The sequence below is a fragment of the Sphingoaurantiacus capsulatus genome (assembly GCF_042648405.1).
GTDB lineage: Bacteria > Pseudomonadota > Alphaproteobacteria > Sphingomonadales > Sphingomonadaceae > Sphingoaurantiacus > Sphingoaurantiacus capsulatus.
In genome coordinates this window covers 258,509-272,884 of record NZ_JBHRXV010000010.1, presented here as the reverse complement: position 1 = coordinate 272,884, position 14,376 = coordinate 258,509, and the positions used below count along the sequence as shown (strand labels likewise).

Sequence of the window (14,376 nt, the reverse complement as noted above, 5' to 3'; positions counted from 1 at the left end):
AATGACGGTCAGAGGGCGGTCGCCGAGTGGTGGCTGCCCTCCAGCGTCCTGCTGACGCCGAGGAAAATCAGCAGCTGGCCGAGATAATAGGTCGCCCAGATGCCGTAGCCGGCCCAGGCCGCGTCGGCGAGCGGGCCCATGCGGGCGGCGATCAGGCCATCGGAGAATACGAATAGCAGCGCGCCGACACCCGTTAGCGCGCGCGGGAAGCGGCTGAGCCAGGCGGCGGCGGCCATCGCGGTCAGCAGCAGCGAGTAGACGACCAGCCCCGCCAGCCGCGGATCGTCGAGGTCGATCAGGAAGAACGGCAATATCGTGCCGGCGATCGCGATCAGCGCCGCGAAGGCACGGCGGCTGAACGGTGCGCCGACCCGCCGGTTGCGGCGGTAGAAGACGATGGCGATGATATGGCCGACCGCGAAGGCGGCGACGCCGGCCTCGAACCTGATGTCGAGCAGCACATCGCCGAGCGCGCCGAAGCCCATCACCGCCGCGAACAGCCAGCCATCGCGGCTGCGCGCCTGCGTGGCGGCGAGGACGGCAAGCAGGCCGACGCCGAGCCCTTTCAGGGCGATCATGCCCGGCTGCGGCAGGCCTGAGCCCCAGAACAGCGGATAGGCGATTGCGGCGACGAGGCTGGCGAGCAGCAGCGGCGAGCGCCAGTCGGCGGTCATTCGCGGCCCGCCGGCGGCACGAACAGATGCTCGGCCGTCAGGTCGGCGGTATCGAGCTGCTCGAACAGGATCGAGCGGTGGCATTGGCCGGGATCGCGCTCGAAACAGAGCAGCGCCGACGGGCTTTCGCGCGCCTGATCGGCCAGCATCGCCATTTCCGCCTGTGCATCGGGTGCTTCGAGGTGGGTGAGGTAGATATCGCGCATCTTCGCGATGTTGCCGGCGCGGGCGGCGTTGCGCCCTTCGGTCGGCGTGCCGAGCCGCTGGAGATGGCGATAGCCGATGCCTCGCTCCGCCAGCGCCGCCGCGAGGCCGCGTTTCGAGAAGCCGGGTTTGCGCGACAGCGGCACCGCGCGCACGTCGACGAGCGTCTTCACGCCCGCTTTTTCGAGCGTGTCGATGAAGGCGTCGATGGTCGCGCCTTCATAGCCGATGGTGAAAAGCCGGGTCATGCAGGGAGCATAGCCCCTTCCCGCGCTTCGGAAAGCCGTCGCATTCAACGGGCGTTCAGTCGCGCGGGAGCATAAGCGCCATCGCGTGCTTCTTGACGGCGTCACGTCCATCTACGACATCGCTACTCGCGCTTCGCGACGTGAGTCCGGGCACTAAGAATGAATCCGAGGGAGACACCATGAAGAGCATTTCCCATCTGGCGGTTGCCGCCATTCTGTCGACGGTTGCCATCTCGGCGCCGGTTCTCGCGCAGAAGGCGCCCGCCGCGGCGCCCGCAGCCCCGGCGCCGAAGCTGTCGAAGCCGGTCGCCTCGATCCTGTCCAAGGTGCAGACCGCGCAGGGCGCCGGCGACCATGCCGGTGCGCTTGTCATGCTGAACGAGGCGCTGGCGCTGCCGAAGGCCACGCAGGAAGACAAGCTGTGGATCTATCGCCTGATGCTGAACACGGCGCAGGCGACCAAGGACAACGCGCTGCTGAAGACCGCCGTCGAGGGCTCGCTCGCGACCGGCCAGGTTTCGCCGGCCGACGAGGTACGCTTCCGCACTGCGCTCCGCGGCCTCGCGCTGCAGTCGAAGGACTATCGCGGCGCCGCCACGCAGGCGCAGCGCCTCGTCGCGCTCGCCCCGACCGACGCCAAGGCACAGTTCGAACTGGCGCAGGTGTATCAGCTCGCCGGCCAGCCGCGTGAAGCCTATGGCGCCGTCGCCAAGGCGATCGAGGTCGGCAAGGCATCGGGCACCGTCCCCGAGGACTACTACAAGACCGCCTCGAAGCTGGCGCTCGACAACAACATGAACGCCGAGTTCGCGACCTCGTCGGCCGGCTGGCTCGGCGCTTATCCGACTGCGGAGAACTGGCGCACCGTGCTGGCGCTGTTCCTCGACGGCGCGAAGTTCGACGATCAGGGCAGCCTCGACGTGTTCCGTCTGATGCACGACGCCGGCGCGCTGGCGAGCGAGAAGGACTATTACGAGTACGCCGAGACGGCGAACCGTCGCGGTCTGCCGGGCGAAGCCAAGGCGATCATCGACGAGGGTCTCGCCAAGGGCAAGCTGTCGACCGCCAAGCCCTACACCAAGGAGCTGCAGGCGGTGGTGAACCCGAAGGTAGCGCGCGACAAGGCGTCGCTCGGCAGCCTCGAGGCTGATGCCAAGAAGGCGGCCAACGGCCGCGACGCGCTCATCACCGGCGACGCCTATCTGAGCCATGGCAACTATGCGAAGGCCGCCGAGCTGTATCGCCTCGCGATCCAGAAGGGCAGCATCGACGCCGCGACGGCGAACACCCGACTCGGCATCGCGCTCGGCAAGGCCGGCAACAAGGCCGAGGCCGCGACCGCGCTCAACTCGGTCAAGGGCGGCGCGCGCGAGCAGCTCGCCCAGTATTGGCTGATGTGGTTCAACCGCGCGGCGTAACGCCGGCGGCTGAGGCCAATTGAAAAAGGGCGGTGCCGCGAGGCGCCGCCCTTTCTCTTTAGCCGAAGCGCGCGATCAGCGCTGGAAGGCGACCTGGCCCTGCGCCGAGCCGTTCTCCGGCACGATCTCGCCGTCGCGGTTGCTGATCTCTTCCCAGCGCGCCGCGACGTTCTCGACGGTCATCTCGCCCTCGCCAAGGTGGATGCCCTTGGTGATCGTGATGTAGCTGCGCTCGAAGCCGCCGGCGCCCGCGTTGAAGATCGCCTTGTTGGGGGCATCCTCCGAGCACATGAACAAGGTCGCGGGCACCACGGTGTCGGGCTGCATCTTCGCCAGCATTTCGGGCGGCATCAGATCCTCGGTCATGCGCGTCGCGGCGAGCGGCGCGATCGAATTGCAGCGGACGTTGTACTTGGCGCCCTCGAGCGCCAGCGTGCTCATCAGCCCGACGAGGCCGAGCTTCGCCGCGCCGTAGTTGGCCTGGCCGAAATTGCCGTAGAGGCCGGTCGACGAGGTGGTCATGACGATGCGGCCATAGGCCTGCTCGCGCATGATGTCCCACACCGCCTTGGTGCAGATCGCCGAGCCCATCAGGTGGACGTCGAGCACGAAGCGGAAGTCGTCCATCGTCATCTTCACGAAGGTCTTGTCGCGCAGCACGCCGGCGTTGTTGATCAGGATGTCGATGCGGCCCCACTTGTCCTTGGCCTCGGCGACCATCGCGGCGACCTGCGCCTCATCGGTGACGCTCGCGCCGTTGGCAAACGCCTCGCCGCCCGCCGCCTTGATCTCCTCGACCACCTGCTGCGCCATCGACAGCGAGCTGCCGGTGCCGTCGCGGGCGCCGCCGAGGTCGTTGACGACGACCTTCGCGCCGCGCCTGGCGAGTTCCAGCGCGTAGGCGCGGCCGAGGCCGCCACCGGCGCCGGTGACGATGGCAACGCGATTGTCGAAACGAATGGTCACGGAAATCCTCTCCTCCCGAATAGGCTTGCGGGAGGGATTAACGCCCATGCCGGGGGCGTCAACCTCGCGGCGGTGTGAGGTCGGAGAACTCGATGCCGACGCCGTGCAGCGTGCGGATGGTGTCGAGCAGGACGCGGTGGCGGGTCTGCGCCATGATCTCGGCGGGCGGATCGGTCATGAAGAACATCAGCTCGACGTCGATCGAGTTGCCGTTCATGCCGATCACCACCGCATGTTCGAAGCGCGTCGAGGGCTGCGCCTCGACCACGGCGCGCAGCAGGTCGGGCACCTGCGCGAGCTTGTCGGCCTCGGTGTTCGGCTGCAGCGGCAGGATCAGCAGCACGCGCCGCTCGTCGATCAGGCGGAGGTTGCGCACCTCCTGCTCGAGCAGTTTGGTGTTGGCCATCACCACCTGCTCGCCAGAGACGGCGCGCAGGCGCGTGGTCTTCATGCCGATCGCCTCCACCCGCGCCGTGGTGGTGCCATACTGGATGGTGTCGCCGCGGCGGAACGGCCGGTCGAAGATGATCGAAAGGGCGGCGAACAGGTCGGAGAAGATGCCCTGGGCGGCGAGACCGATGGCGATGCCGCCGATGCCGAGACCCGCGACGAGGCCGGTGACGTTCACCCCGAGATTGTCGAGGACGAGGATCAGCGCGATCGCCCAGACGACGATGTTCACCAGGATGCGGATGACGCCCATCGCGTTGGCGAGCGCCGAATGGTCGGCATCGCCCTGCTCGGCGCGGTGCGCGATCGCCACCAGCACCAGCTCGCGCACCCAGATCGCGCCCTGGATGACGGCGGAGACGGTGAAGATGAAATCGACGGCGGTCAGCAGCCCGCCGGGCGGCGCGACGACGTTGGTGACGATGTCGGCCGCCAGCGCGGCGAGGAAGAAGCTGTGCGTGCGCCGCGCGACGCGCGCCACCACCGACCGCCAGGCGGCGGGATCCTCGCGCTTCTCGAGCAGCCGGCAGCCCATGCCGCGCAGCAGCCGCAGCAGCAGGAACAGGCCGACGCCGACGCCGATGGCGATCAGCGCCTCGAGGCTGTCGTTGCGCAGCCAGCCGTAGAAGCTCTGGGCGATCTCGGTGGTCTGGTCGGTGAGGTTGATCGTGTTGGTGGTCGCGGTCTTCTGCATCGGGCGTTGCTAACGCGTAAGCCCCCCGGTTTGTATCCCTAGTCGGATGCTCGGCCGTTCATTTCGGGCGATACGCCGGGATCGAGCGCCGGCGCGTGCCGCACCAGCAGCAGATACATCACCGGGGTGACGACGCGCGACAGCAGGGTCGAGGAGACGAGGCCGCCGATGATCACCCAGGCGAGTGGCGAGTAGAGCCCCGACCCGCTGAGCGCCAGCGGCATCAGGCCGCCGATCGCGGTGATGCTGGTGAGCAGCACGGGCAGGAAGCGCACCTCGCCCGCCTGCTCGATCGCGTCGCGCAGTTCGACGCCCTGCTGGCGCAGCTGCGTGGTGAAATCGACGAGCAGGATCGAGTTCTTGATCTCGATGCCGATGAGCGCGACGAAGCCGATGACGGCGTTGTAACTCAGCGAGTTGCCCGTCAGCAGCAGCGCCAGCAGGCCACCGAACATGCCGAGCGGAATGACGCCCGCCACCACCGCGGTTTCCCGGAAGCGGCCGAATTCGAGCACCAGCACGGCGAGGATGCCGAAGATCGCCAGCAGCACGATGCGGCCCATGCCCTGGAAGCTGCGCGAACTCGCCTCCGCCTCCCCGCCCTGCGTGATCGTGTAACCGGGCGGCAGCTTCAGGCTGTCGAGCTTGGCATAGACGTCCTTGCTCACCGCCGAGGTCAGATAGCCCTTGTCGATGTAGGAGGAGATGTTGACCGAGCGTTGCTGCTGATAGCGGTTGATCTGCGCCGGCGCGCTTTCGAGGCGCGGGGTCGCGATCTGGCGCAGCGGTATGGCGCCGCCGCTGGATGACGGGATGTAGATTGATTCGAGCGCCGAGACGCGCTGGAATCCGTCCATCGGCAGGCGCACGACGACGTCATAGGCATCGCCCTCGCTGTCACGGAAGCGGCCTGCCGGCTCACCCGCGAGTGCAAGCCGTGCGGCGCGGCGCACCGAGCCGGCCTGCACGCCGAGCAGCGCCGCCTTCTCGTCGTCGAGGCCGAGATTAAGGTCGATGCGGTCGACCGACAGCGGGTTCTCGATGTTGCGGGTGCCCGGCGTCTCGCGCAGGATGCCTTCGACCTCGCCAGCCAGCCGCTTCAGCTCGTCGAGTTCTGGGCCGTTGACGAATACCACGATCGGCGCGTCGATCGGCGGGCCGTTGAGGAATTCGCGGACGAGGATGCGCGCATCCGGGTAGGCGTCGAAGGTCGCGCGCAGCCGGGCGAGCAGCGCCGGCGATTCATCGGTGTCCCAATGGTCCATCACGGCAAGCACATTGCCGGCGTTGGTAGCCTGCGTTTCCTCGCGGACGTTGTAGAAGACCTGCGGGTTGCCACGGCCGGTGTTGGCCATGCGCGAGGTGATCAGCGGCTCCTTCGCCAGCACCGAATCCACATATCGGATTGCCTGGTCGGTCTTTTCGATCGACGCGCCCTCGCCGCCTTCGACCTCGACGAGGAAATAGGTGGCGTCCGCGGGCGGGAACAGGCTGGTGCCGATGACCGGGACCAGCGCGAAGGCCGAAAAGCAGAGCGCCATCGCCGCGAGCAGCGCGCGGCGCGGGTGGGTCAGCGACCAGTGCAGCACCGGGCCGTAGAAGCGGTGGATGCCGCCCTGCACCGCCTGCAGGATGCGGTTGCCGTGCGGATCCTCGTCACGCGGCAGCATGCGGCTGGCAAGGAAGGGCACGATGGTCAGCGACACCACCATCGACGCCGCCACCGTCACCAGCACGGCGAGCGGCAGCGAACGGGTGAACATGCCCGCGCCTTCGGGCAGGAACACCAGCGGCAGGAAAGCGAGCAGCAGGGTCGCGGTACAGCCGAGCACGGCGACGGCGATCTGCTTGGTGCCGTCGAGCGCCGCCTGCAACCTCGGTTTCCCCATGCGCAGATGGCGGGAGATGTTCTCGGCAACGACGATCGAATCGTCGACCAGCAGCCCGAGCGCGACGATGAAGCCGGTGATCGCGAGTTGGTTCAAGGTGAAGCCCAGCAACTGCATCGCCATCACGCCCATCGCAAGACTGAGCGGGATCGACACCATCACCACGATCGAGGCGCGGGTGCCGAGCGGCAGCAGCGTGATGAGCACGAGTGCCAGCGCGATGGTGAAGTCGCGCGCAAGGATGCGCAGCTTGCTCGAAATATCGCGCGACTGGTCGAAGCCGACCTCGAGCTTCACGTCGGGCGGTAACTGCCCGCGGAACTCCTCGACCGCCTCCATCACGCCATCACGGACATCGAGGACGTTGATATTGTCCTTCTGCAGCGCGGTGACGAAGATCGCGCGCTGGCCGTTGAAGCGGGTGACGTGGGTCACCTCCTCGGTCGACCAGGCGACATCGGCGATGTCGCCGACGCGCACCACGCGCCCGTCGGCGGCGCGCACCGGCGTTTCCTTCACCTCGGCCAGCGAGCGGAAGGCGCCGCCGGCCTCGACGTTCAGCCGCTGCCCGGCCGAATGCACGGCGCCCGCCGGCAGGTCGCTACCGCCGGCGCGCAGCGCATCGGTGACCGTGGTGACGGGGAGGCCGATCTGCGCGAGCCGACCACTGTCGATCGACACGCGGATTTCCGGCTTGGCGATGCCGAACACCTGCGAACGGCGGATGCCGTCGACCTGGGTGATACGGTCGCGCAGATCCTCGGCGATCTTCTCAAGGCGGCGCACGCTCGCGGTGTCGCTGACCAGCGCGAGCTGCAGCACCGCGGACTCGGTGGTGCGCACCTTGCGGAATTCGAGGCGCTGGAGGCTCGACGGCAGGGTACCGCGGATGGCGTTCACCTCGCGGACGACCTCGTCATAATATTTCTCGGTGTCGCCGCCCCAATCGAACTCGGCGGTGATGACCGACGAGCCATCGGTCGACCGCGAGCTGATCTCGTCGATATTATCGATGCCGCGCAGCACATCCTCGATCGGCTTGGCGACCGTCTGCTCCATGTCGGCGGGGTCGGCGCCCGGCTGCACGGCGATGATCGCCACCACGGGGATCGGAAAATGCGGGTCGACCGAGCGCGGGATCGACAGCAGCGCCGACAGCCCCATCGCCGCGAGCATCGCGAAGACGACGAGCGTGATCTGCCAGCGACGAACCGCGAATTCGATCAGCCCGTTCATGACGCTTTCCGCGTCGTGATCTTCACCCCGTCGCGGAGTCGCTCGACACCCGAGCGCACGACCTGCTCGCCGGCGGTGAGTCCGCCGGTGACGATCACCTCGCGGTCATCGACCGGGCCGAGCTGCACCATGCGCGCCTTCGCGACGCCCCTGTCGGCGACATAGACGAAGCCCTCGTCGGCGCGGGCCTGCCAGATCGCGCTCGCGGGGATGGCGACGGCATCGCCGCGACCCGCGACGCGGATGCGCGCCTGGCCGATCAGCCCGGAGCGCAGGCCCGCCCGGTTGGGCAGCGCCAGTTCGATCTCGAAGGTGCCGGTGCGGTCGTCGCCGCGCGCCGCCACCTCGGTGATGGTCGCCGCGAGCGGCTGATCGCCGAGCGCGGCGATGGTCACGGCCGCCCCCTGCCCGATCCGCACGCGCGGCACGTCGGCATCGGGCAGCGGCACGCGCATCACATAGCCGTCGCGCGCCTCGCCCAGCGTGATGACCGGCGAACCCGCGGTGACGATCTGGTTCGATTCGACATGACGGCGCAACACCACGCCGTCGGTCGGCGCGTAGATGCGCGCGAAGCGTTCGTCGAAGCCGCGCGCCGAGGCCTGTGCCTGCGCCGCGGCGGCGGTCGCCTGCGCCGATTCAAGGCGCGAGCGGGTCACCCAGCCCTTGTCGGCGAGCGCTTCCATGCGCTTCAGTTCGGATTGCGCGCGGGCAGCCTCGGCGCGCGCCGAGGCGCCGCCAGCGCTGATCGCGCTCATGTCGAGCCGGGCGAGCAACTGGCCGCGGCGCACCGCTTGCCCGTCCTCGACGAGCACTTCGGCGATACGGCCGGCGGAAACGAAGGCGAGCGCGGTCTCGCGCTTGGCGCGCACCGTGCCGCTGGCGAGCAGGCCGCCGTCCGCCGAGGCGGGCTGCGCAGCGGCCAACGCGACGAGAACGGGTCGGCTTTCGGGCGCCTTGGCGGCGGGCGCATCGCTGCCGCACGCGGCCAGCAGCGCCAGCGCGCCCAACGCCATGATGGATCGACCCGCGCTCATTGCCGCCTCGCCTTTTGACCGTGACTCACTTCCTAATACTGTACGGTACAGTTTACAAATGATATCGTTGCGCGATGGATATGAATTCCGCCCCCGAAAAGCGCGCCGGCCGGCCCGTCGATATCGGCAAGCGCGTCGCGGTGATGCAGGCGGCGCAGAAGCTGTTCATTTCCAACGGATTCGCCGGCACCAGCATGGACGCGATCGCCGAGGCGGCGGGCGTGTCGAAGCTCACCGCCTATAAATATTTCGGCAGCAAGCAGCAGCTGTTCGCCCAGTCGGTTGCCGCGAAGTGCGAGTCGGTGATGGGGCAGCTGGCGATCGACCATTCCGCCGGCCATGACCTGCGCGAGTGCCTGCTGGCGTTCGGCAACGGCTTCCTGTCGCTTATCCTCAACCCCGAAGCGATGGCGGTGCAGCACCTGGTCATCACCGAGCGCGAGCGGGTGCCCGAACTCGGCATGATCTTCTTTGAAAGCGCGGTGCGGCCGATCAGCGACAAGCTGGCGGTGATGATCGCGCGGCACGAGGAGGCGGGCGACATCGCCACCGGCGACGATCCGCTGGCGGCGGCGCAGGACCTGCTCGCGCTCTGGCGCGGCCGGCCGTTCATGATGCTGGAGCTGGGCAGCGGCGAGATGGACGCGGATGGCCTCGCCACCCACGTCACCCACTGCGTCGACCTATGCCTGAAAGCCTGGACGCCGCATTGAGTTTCGCGCCTGGGCGGTAAGGCGGCCCATGTTGTCCTCATCCGCTTTCAGCTTGGCGGCGATCTGGCTGCGCCGCGCGATCAGCTGAAGCGACGCGGCCATGCCGATCAGATAATAGAGCGTCGACTGGAACGCGGCGCCGAGGAACAGCGATCCGACCATGTAGATCATGATGCAGTGCGACAACGCGATCGCCAGTTCGGCGCTCCAGTTATCCTCCGCCTTTTGTCGCGTGGTCACATATATCGATCGCAGGCGCAGCAGCGTCATCAGCAGCATCAGCATGAAGATGGTAATGCCGGGATAGCCATGCTCGCCCAGCACCTCGAAGTAGGAGCTGTGGAAGGCACGCGCCTTGTCCTTCACCGTGCGCGTCACTTCCCGCGCATTGTTGCCCTCGCCCACCGTCTCATGAAGCACCACTTCGATCTCGTTGAGCTTGTAGGCATAGAATCCGCCGCCGAACGGATGGCTCTTCACGAAGTCCATCGTCCACATCCACACCGCCACGCGCGTCGACGCCGAATTGTCGGAGGAGTGGGTCTTGATCGTCCCCATCCGCTCGGTGAAGCTTTGAGGAAGCAGCGGGATCGCCGCGATGACGAAGACGCCGACGACCGCGGCGTAGACCACCTTCCGCTTGGCGCGCAGGAAGTTGAGCGCCGCAAGCACGCCCAGGCACACGAGCCCGGTGCGCGCTTCCGTGCCGACCGGGATCAGCGCCGAGGAGAAGATCAGCCCCATCGCCACCAGCAGCGTCAGGCGGCTCTTCGGCACGATCTTGTTGAACCGGTAGGAGTAGATGACGAGCGGAATGAGCGCGACCGAGACCGCCGAGATCGTGCTGCTCTCATACAGGCCAGTATTGCTGTCGACGAGCAGGCTGATCGTGCCATAGCCGCCGCCGCCGAGGATCGTCTTGATACCGCCGGTCACGGTGATCGCCCCCACACACAATATCAGTGTGAGCACGGCCGCCTCCAGCCGTTGCCGCGTTTTCAGTACGAACGGGAGATACACCCCGAAGATGATGGCCTTCCACGCCGGATCCCACTTGGTCCAGGCGTCGTCGATCTGGGCGTTGAAGGTCGTGAAGGTCACCCACCCCAGGAACAGCATCATCATGCCCTGCAGGCTGGTGAAGCCCATGTCGCGCTTTTCGTCGAACACAAGGAAGAAGCCGACCGCCGCGGCGCCGAAGATCATCGACACGGGGACGGTGTTGACGAGGTAGTAGCTGACCTGCTGCGGCTGAAAGAGATCGACGTACAGATAGGCGAGCGTCATCAGGAACGGCCGCTTGCACGCCGCGACGAACAGGAACACCAGCATCAGCAGGATGAAGATGTCACGCATCGGGGTCCCGGTTCGCCTTCCAGCCGCCCTTGCGGTGCCGCAGCACGCTCTTCTCGTCGGGGTCGCGCAGTCCCATCAGCCGCCAGATCACATAGACCAGCATGCCGTGGGAGATCAGCAGGGATAGCGCGTCGACCATCGGGCCCTCGACCGTTCGCCGACCGGCTTAACATTGGCCCCGCCTGCCAGCAACGCACAGCGATGCCGCGCGCTCGGCTTGCCGGTTGCAGGCCAAGGCTTTAAGCGGCGAAGGTGTCGCCAGCGAAAGCCTCTTGATGCCCGAGCGCGTACATCTGATCGCGGCCGCCCGGCCGAACTTCATGAAGGTGGCGCCGCTCTACCATGCGTTGAAGGCGTCGGGCGATTTCACGCCCGTGCTGATCCACACCGGTCAGCATTACGACGCCAACATGTCGGACGATATTTTCGCCGATCTGGGCCTCCCTGCCCCCGACCATCATCTCGGCGTCGGCTCGGGTACGCACGCCGAGCAGACCGGCGGCGTGATGATCGCCTATGAAAAGATCGCGATGGAGGACCGGCCCGACTGGCTGGTCGTGGTCGGCGACGTCAACTCGACGGCCGCCTGCTCGATGGTCGGCGCCAAGCTCGGCATCCGCACGGTGCATCTCGAGGCAGGGCTGCGCTCGCGCGACCGGGCGATGCCCGAAGAGATCAACCGGTTGGTCACCGACGTGCTCGCCGACGTGCTGTGGACCCCGTCGCCCGACGCCGACGAAAATCTCGCCGCCGAGGGCATCCCGGTCGAACGCATCACCCGCGTCGGCAACATCATGCTCGACAGCTACGAACTGGTGCGCCCGCGGATCGAGGCGGAGGACATCACCGAGCGGCTCGGCCTCAGCCCGCGCGGCTATGGCGTCGTCACCTTGCACCGCCCGTCCAACGTTGATGATTTCCGCCAGCTGGCGCGCATCGTCGAGGCGCTGTGCCAGGTGGCGCAGGGCCTGCCGCTGGTGTTCCCGGTCCATCCGCGCACCCGCCAGCGGCTTGGCCGCTACAATCTCGGCATCAAGCTCGAGGAAGCCGGCGTCCGCGTCGTCGAGCCGCTGTCCTACCTGCCGTTCATGGCACTGGTCAGCCGCGCCGGCGCGATCATCACCGATTCGGGCGGGTTGCAGGAGGAGACCACCTACCTCGGCATCCCCTGCCTGACCCTGCGCGACAGCACCGAGCGGCCGATCACCGTCACCGAGGGCACCAACCGGCTGGTGAAGCCCGAGACGCTGATCGAGGAAGTGAACGCCGCGATGTTCGCCAGCAGCCGATCGCGCCGCCCCGACCTGTGGGACGGCGGCACCGCCGATCGCTGCGTCGCCGATTTGCGCGCCCGCCGGAGCGCCTGACCCAAGCGTGCGCATCCTTCACGTTCTCGACCATTCGCTGCCGCTGCACAGCGGCTACACCTTCCGCACCCGCGCGCTGCTGCTCGGCCAGCGCCGGCTCGGCTGGGAGACGGTGCACCTGACGACGCCGCGGCACTTCAAGGACGGGCCGAGCCCCGAGGTGGTCGACGGCCTCGCCTTCCACCGCACCGGTCCCGCCGGCGGCCCGCCGATCCTTGGCGAGGTGCAGGCGAGCGCCCGCGCGCTCGACCGGCTGGTCGCCGAGGTGAGGCCCGACATCATCCACGCCCATTCGCCGGTGCTGACCGCGCTCGCCGCAGTGGGTGTCGCGCGGCGGCACAATCTGCCGCTCGTCTATGAAATCCGCGCCTTCTGGGAGGATGCCGCGGTCGGCAACGGTACCGGCACCGAAGGATCGCTGCGCTACCGCGCCACGCGGATGCTGGAGACCTGGGCCTGTCGCCGCGCCGATGCCGTGGGCGCGATCTGCGACGGCTTGTTGGGCGATCTGCGCCAGCGCGGCATCGACCCGGCCAAGCTGTTCGCGGTGCCTAATGCCGTCGACCTCGACCAGTTCGGCACGCCGCTGCCGCGCGACAGGAAACTGTCGAAACAGCTCGGGCTCGACGGCGCCGATGTCGTCGGCTTCATCGGCTCCTACTACGACTATGAAGGCCTCGACGACCTGATCGCGGCGATGCCGGCGCTGGTCGCGGCGCGGCCGAAAGCGCAGCTGTTGCTGGTCGGGGGCGGCCCGATGGAGGCGGCCTTGAAGGCGCAGGCGGCCGCCTCGCCGGTCGGCGACCGCATCCATTTCGTCGGCCGGGTGCCGCACAGCGAGGTCGACCGCTACTACAGCCTCGTTGACGTGCTCGCCTATCCGCGGAAGCACATGCGGCTGACCGATCTGGTCACGCCGCTGAAGCCCTTGGAAGCGATGGCGCAGGAGAAGCTGGTCGCGGCGAGCGATGTCGGCGGCCACCGCGAGCTGATCGAGGACGGCGTCACCGGCACCTTGTTCCGCGCCGACGATCCGGCCGCGCTCGCCGCGTCGCTGGCGCAGTTGTTCGCCGATCGCGAGAGTTGGCCGGCACGGCGTAAGGTGGCGAAGGACTATGTCGCCAGGGAGCGGACCTGGGATCGTTCGGTTACGGCATATGTTCCGGTATATGAACGGCTGACGGCGTCGCGCCGCGGCCAGAAATAAGCAGGGGTTCGCATGAGCGGTTTGAAGCGCGGTCTGTTCATCGGCCTGGTGCTGGCCGCCATCATCTTCTTCCTGCCCGACGGCGTACTCGGCGCGATCACCGTCGGCATCGGCCTCGCGTCGGTGCTGCCCGCCGCCGCGCCGCCGCTCGGCATGACCGCGCGCGGGCTGCTTGCCTTCGCCGCCTTCCTGCCGGCGTTTCTGCTGACCCTCTGGCTTATCCGCCGCCGGCGGAACGAATGGGATGTCGACGACGACTATGAGCCGGCGCCGCTCTCGGCCGCCGAGCAGATGGATAGCGGCGAGACGATCACCGAGCCGGCCTATGCGCCGCCGCTCGCGCCGCCTGCAGTTTACCCCGCGCCTGAGGTGATTGCCCCGGTGGCCCCGGCCCGCCTCGCCGCGGCGCCGAGTGATCTCGACGACCGTCTGTCACGGATCGAGGCAGCCCTGGCCGCGCTGCCCGGACAGATCGGCGGCGGCGATGTGCTGGCGCGCGTCGAAGCGCTGGAAGCGCAGATTTCGGAACGGCTGGCAGCGATCGATGGCCGGCTGGCGATGCAGGGCGTGCAGGGCAGTGTCGGGGGCCTGCGCAAGCCGGCCAACGCCGAGAAGACCATCGCCGACATCCGCCGCTCGATCGAGGGCGGCGGCAACTAACCTGCGATCAGCGCCGCATCTCCCAGAACGCGATCACGCCCGCGATCACAATGCCGGCGACGAGGCCGCCGATCAGGCCGAGCGACGGTTGGCCGTAGATCACGCCGATGATCGGGCCAGCGATCAGCCCGATCGCGATGAAAATGCCGCCGCCGGTGCTGCGCTTCATAAATTGCTTTCCGAAATCCCTTGCCGCCCTCTGCCACGCCTTCTCGCGCGTGGAAAGTCGCGCGGCCGCGTCGTTTCGCCGTGGAATC

At 67.8% G+C, this 14,376-nt stretch carries 14 protein-coding genes; 5 read left to right on the top strand and 9 right to left on the bottom strand.

Features of this window, described 5'->3' with window-relative positions; translation table 11 throughout:
- Positions 1 to 8: 8 nt before the first annotated feature.
- On the bottom strand, positions 9 to 674 hold the full coding sequence (locus ACFOMD_RS11985; RefSeq protein WP_380861643.1) for a lysoplasmalogenase family protein: 666 nt from the start codon (positions 672 to 674) through the stop codon (positions 9 to 11).
- Positions 671 to 1,126 carry a DUF488 domain-containing protein gene (locus tag ACFOMD_RS11980; protein WP_380861641.1) on the bottom strand — a complete coding sequence of 152 codons (456 nt, stop codon included), beginning with the start codon at positions 1,124 to 1,126 and terminating at the stop codon, positions 671 to 673. Before ACFOMD_RS11980 ends, ACFOMD_RS11985 begins: the two co-directional genes overlap by 4 nt.
- 179 nt (positions 1,127 to 1,305) lie before the next feature.
- On the opposite strand from ACFOMD_RS11980, the gene ACFOMD_RS11975 reads away from it, so the two are divergent.
- Positions 1,306 to 2,544: a tetratricopeptide repeat protein gene (locus tag ACFOMD_RS11975; protein WP_380861639.1), complete on the top strand. Its 1,239-nt coding sequence runs from the start codon at positions 1,306 to 1,308 to the stop codon at positions 2,542 to 2,544.
- A gap of 75 nt (positions 2,545 to 2,619) precedes the next feature.
- Here ACFOMD_RS11975 and ACFOMD_RS11970 read toward each other — a convergent pair whose 3' ends face one another.
- The 4 genes from ACFOMD_RS11970 to ACFOMD_RS11955 are packed head-to-tail and all read right to left on the bottom strand — an operon-like array spanning position 2,620 to position 8,816.
- On the bottom strand, positions 2,620 to 3,510 hold the full coding sequence (locus ACFOMD_RS11970) for an SDR family oxidoreductase (protein WP_380861637.1): 891 nt from the start codon (positions 3,508 to 3,510) through the stop codon (positions 2,620 to 2,622).
- Between the two features lie 58 nt (positions 3,511 to 3,568).
- Complete coding sequence (locus tag ACFOMD_RS11965; RefSeq protein ID WP_380861635.1) at positions 3,569 to 4,654, bottom strand: mechanosensitive ion channel family protein; 1,086 nt, start codon at positions 4,652 to 4,654, stop codon at positions 3,569 to 3,571.
- Positions 4,655 to 4,692: 38 nt separating this feature from the next.
- Positions 4,693 to 7,779, bottom strand: coding sequence for an efflux RND transporter permease subunit (locus ACFOMD_RS11960; protein WP_380861633.1), 3,087 nt, complete (start codon positions 7,777 to 7,779; stop codon positions 4,693 to 4,695).
- A complete protein-coding gene (locus ACFOMD_RS11955; RefSeq protein WP_380861631.1) occupies positions 7,776 to 8,816 on the bottom strand; it encodes an efflux RND transporter periplasmic adaptor subunit in 1,041 nt (346 codons plus the stop codon). The genes ACFOMD_RS11960 and ACFOMD_RS11955 overlap by 4 nt, the downstream gene beginning before the upstream one ends.
- 74 nt (positions 8,817 to 8,890) lie before the next feature.
- Between ACFOMD_RS11955 and ACFOMD_RS11950 the strand changes: the two genes are divergently transcribed.
- Entirely contained in the window at positions 8,891 to 9,529 is a 639-nt protein-coding gene (locus ACFOMD_RS11950; protein ID WP_380861629.1) for a TetR/AcrR family transcriptional regulator, read from the top strand.
- On the opposite strand, the gene ACFOMD_RS11945 is transcribed toward ACFOMD_RS11950, so the two are convergent.
- Both ACFOMD_RS11945 and ACFOMD_RS11940 read right to left on the bottom strand, forming a co-directional pair.
- Positions 9,500 to 10,885 (bottom strand): putative O-glycosylation ligase, exosortase A system-associated, encoded by a 1,386-nt coding sequence (locus ACFOMD_RS11945; protein WP_380861627.1) that lies wholly within the window; start codon positions 10,883 to 10,885, stop codon positions 9,500 to 9,502. The genes ACFOMD_RS11950 and ACFOMD_RS11945 overlap by 30 nt on opposite strands.
- Positions 10,878 to 11,024: a hypothetical protein gene (locus tag ACFOMD_RS11940; protein ID WP_380861625.1), complete on the bottom strand. Its 147-nt coding sequence runs from the start codon at positions 11,022 to 11,024 to the stop codon at positions 10,878 to 10,880. Before ACFOMD_RS11940 ends, ACFOMD_RS11945 begins: the two co-directional genes overlap by 8 nt.
- A 136-nt stretch (positions 11,025 to 11,160) precedes the next feature.
- On the opposite strand from ACFOMD_RS11940, the gene wecB reads away from it, so the two are divergent.
- From wecB to ACFOMD_RS11925, 3 genes are read left to right on the top strand one after another with little or no spacing between them, the layout of a single operon-like run.
- Entirely contained in the window at positions 11,161 to 12,252 is a 1,092-nt protein-coding gene (gene wecB / locus ACFOMD_RS11935) for a non-hydrolyzing UDP-N-acetylglucosamine 2-epimerase (protein WP_380861623.1), read from the top strand.
- A gap of 7 nt (positions 12,253 to 12,259) precedes the next feature.
- Positions 12,260 to 13,459 carry a TIGR04063 family PEP-CTERM/XrtA system glycosyltransferase gene (locus ACFOMD_RS11930; protein ID WP_380861621.1) on the top strand — a complete coding sequence of 400 codons (1,200 nt, stop codon included), beginning with the start codon at positions 12,260 to 12,262 and terminating at the stop codon, positions 13,457 to 13,459.
- A gap of 12 nt (positions 13,460 to 13,471) precedes the next feature.
- Positions 13,472 to 14,119 (top strand): hypothetical protein, encoded by a 648-nt coding sequence (locus ACFOMD_RS11925; protein ID WP_380861619.1) that lies wholly within the window; start codon positions 13,472 to 13,474, stop codon positions 14,117 to 14,119.
- Between the two features lie 7 nt (positions 14,120 to 14,126).
- Here the strand turns inward: ACFOMD_RS11925 and ACFOMD_RS11920 are convergent, their stop codons facing one another.
- Positions 14,127 to 14,288 carry a hypothetical protein gene (locus ACFOMD_RS11920; protein ID WP_380861617.1) on the bottom strand — a complete coding sequence of 54 codons (162 nt, stop codon included), beginning with the start codon at positions 14,286 to 14,288 and terminating at the stop codon, positions 14,127 to 14,129.
- Between the last annotated feature and the right edge of the window lie 88 nt (positions 14,289 to 14,376).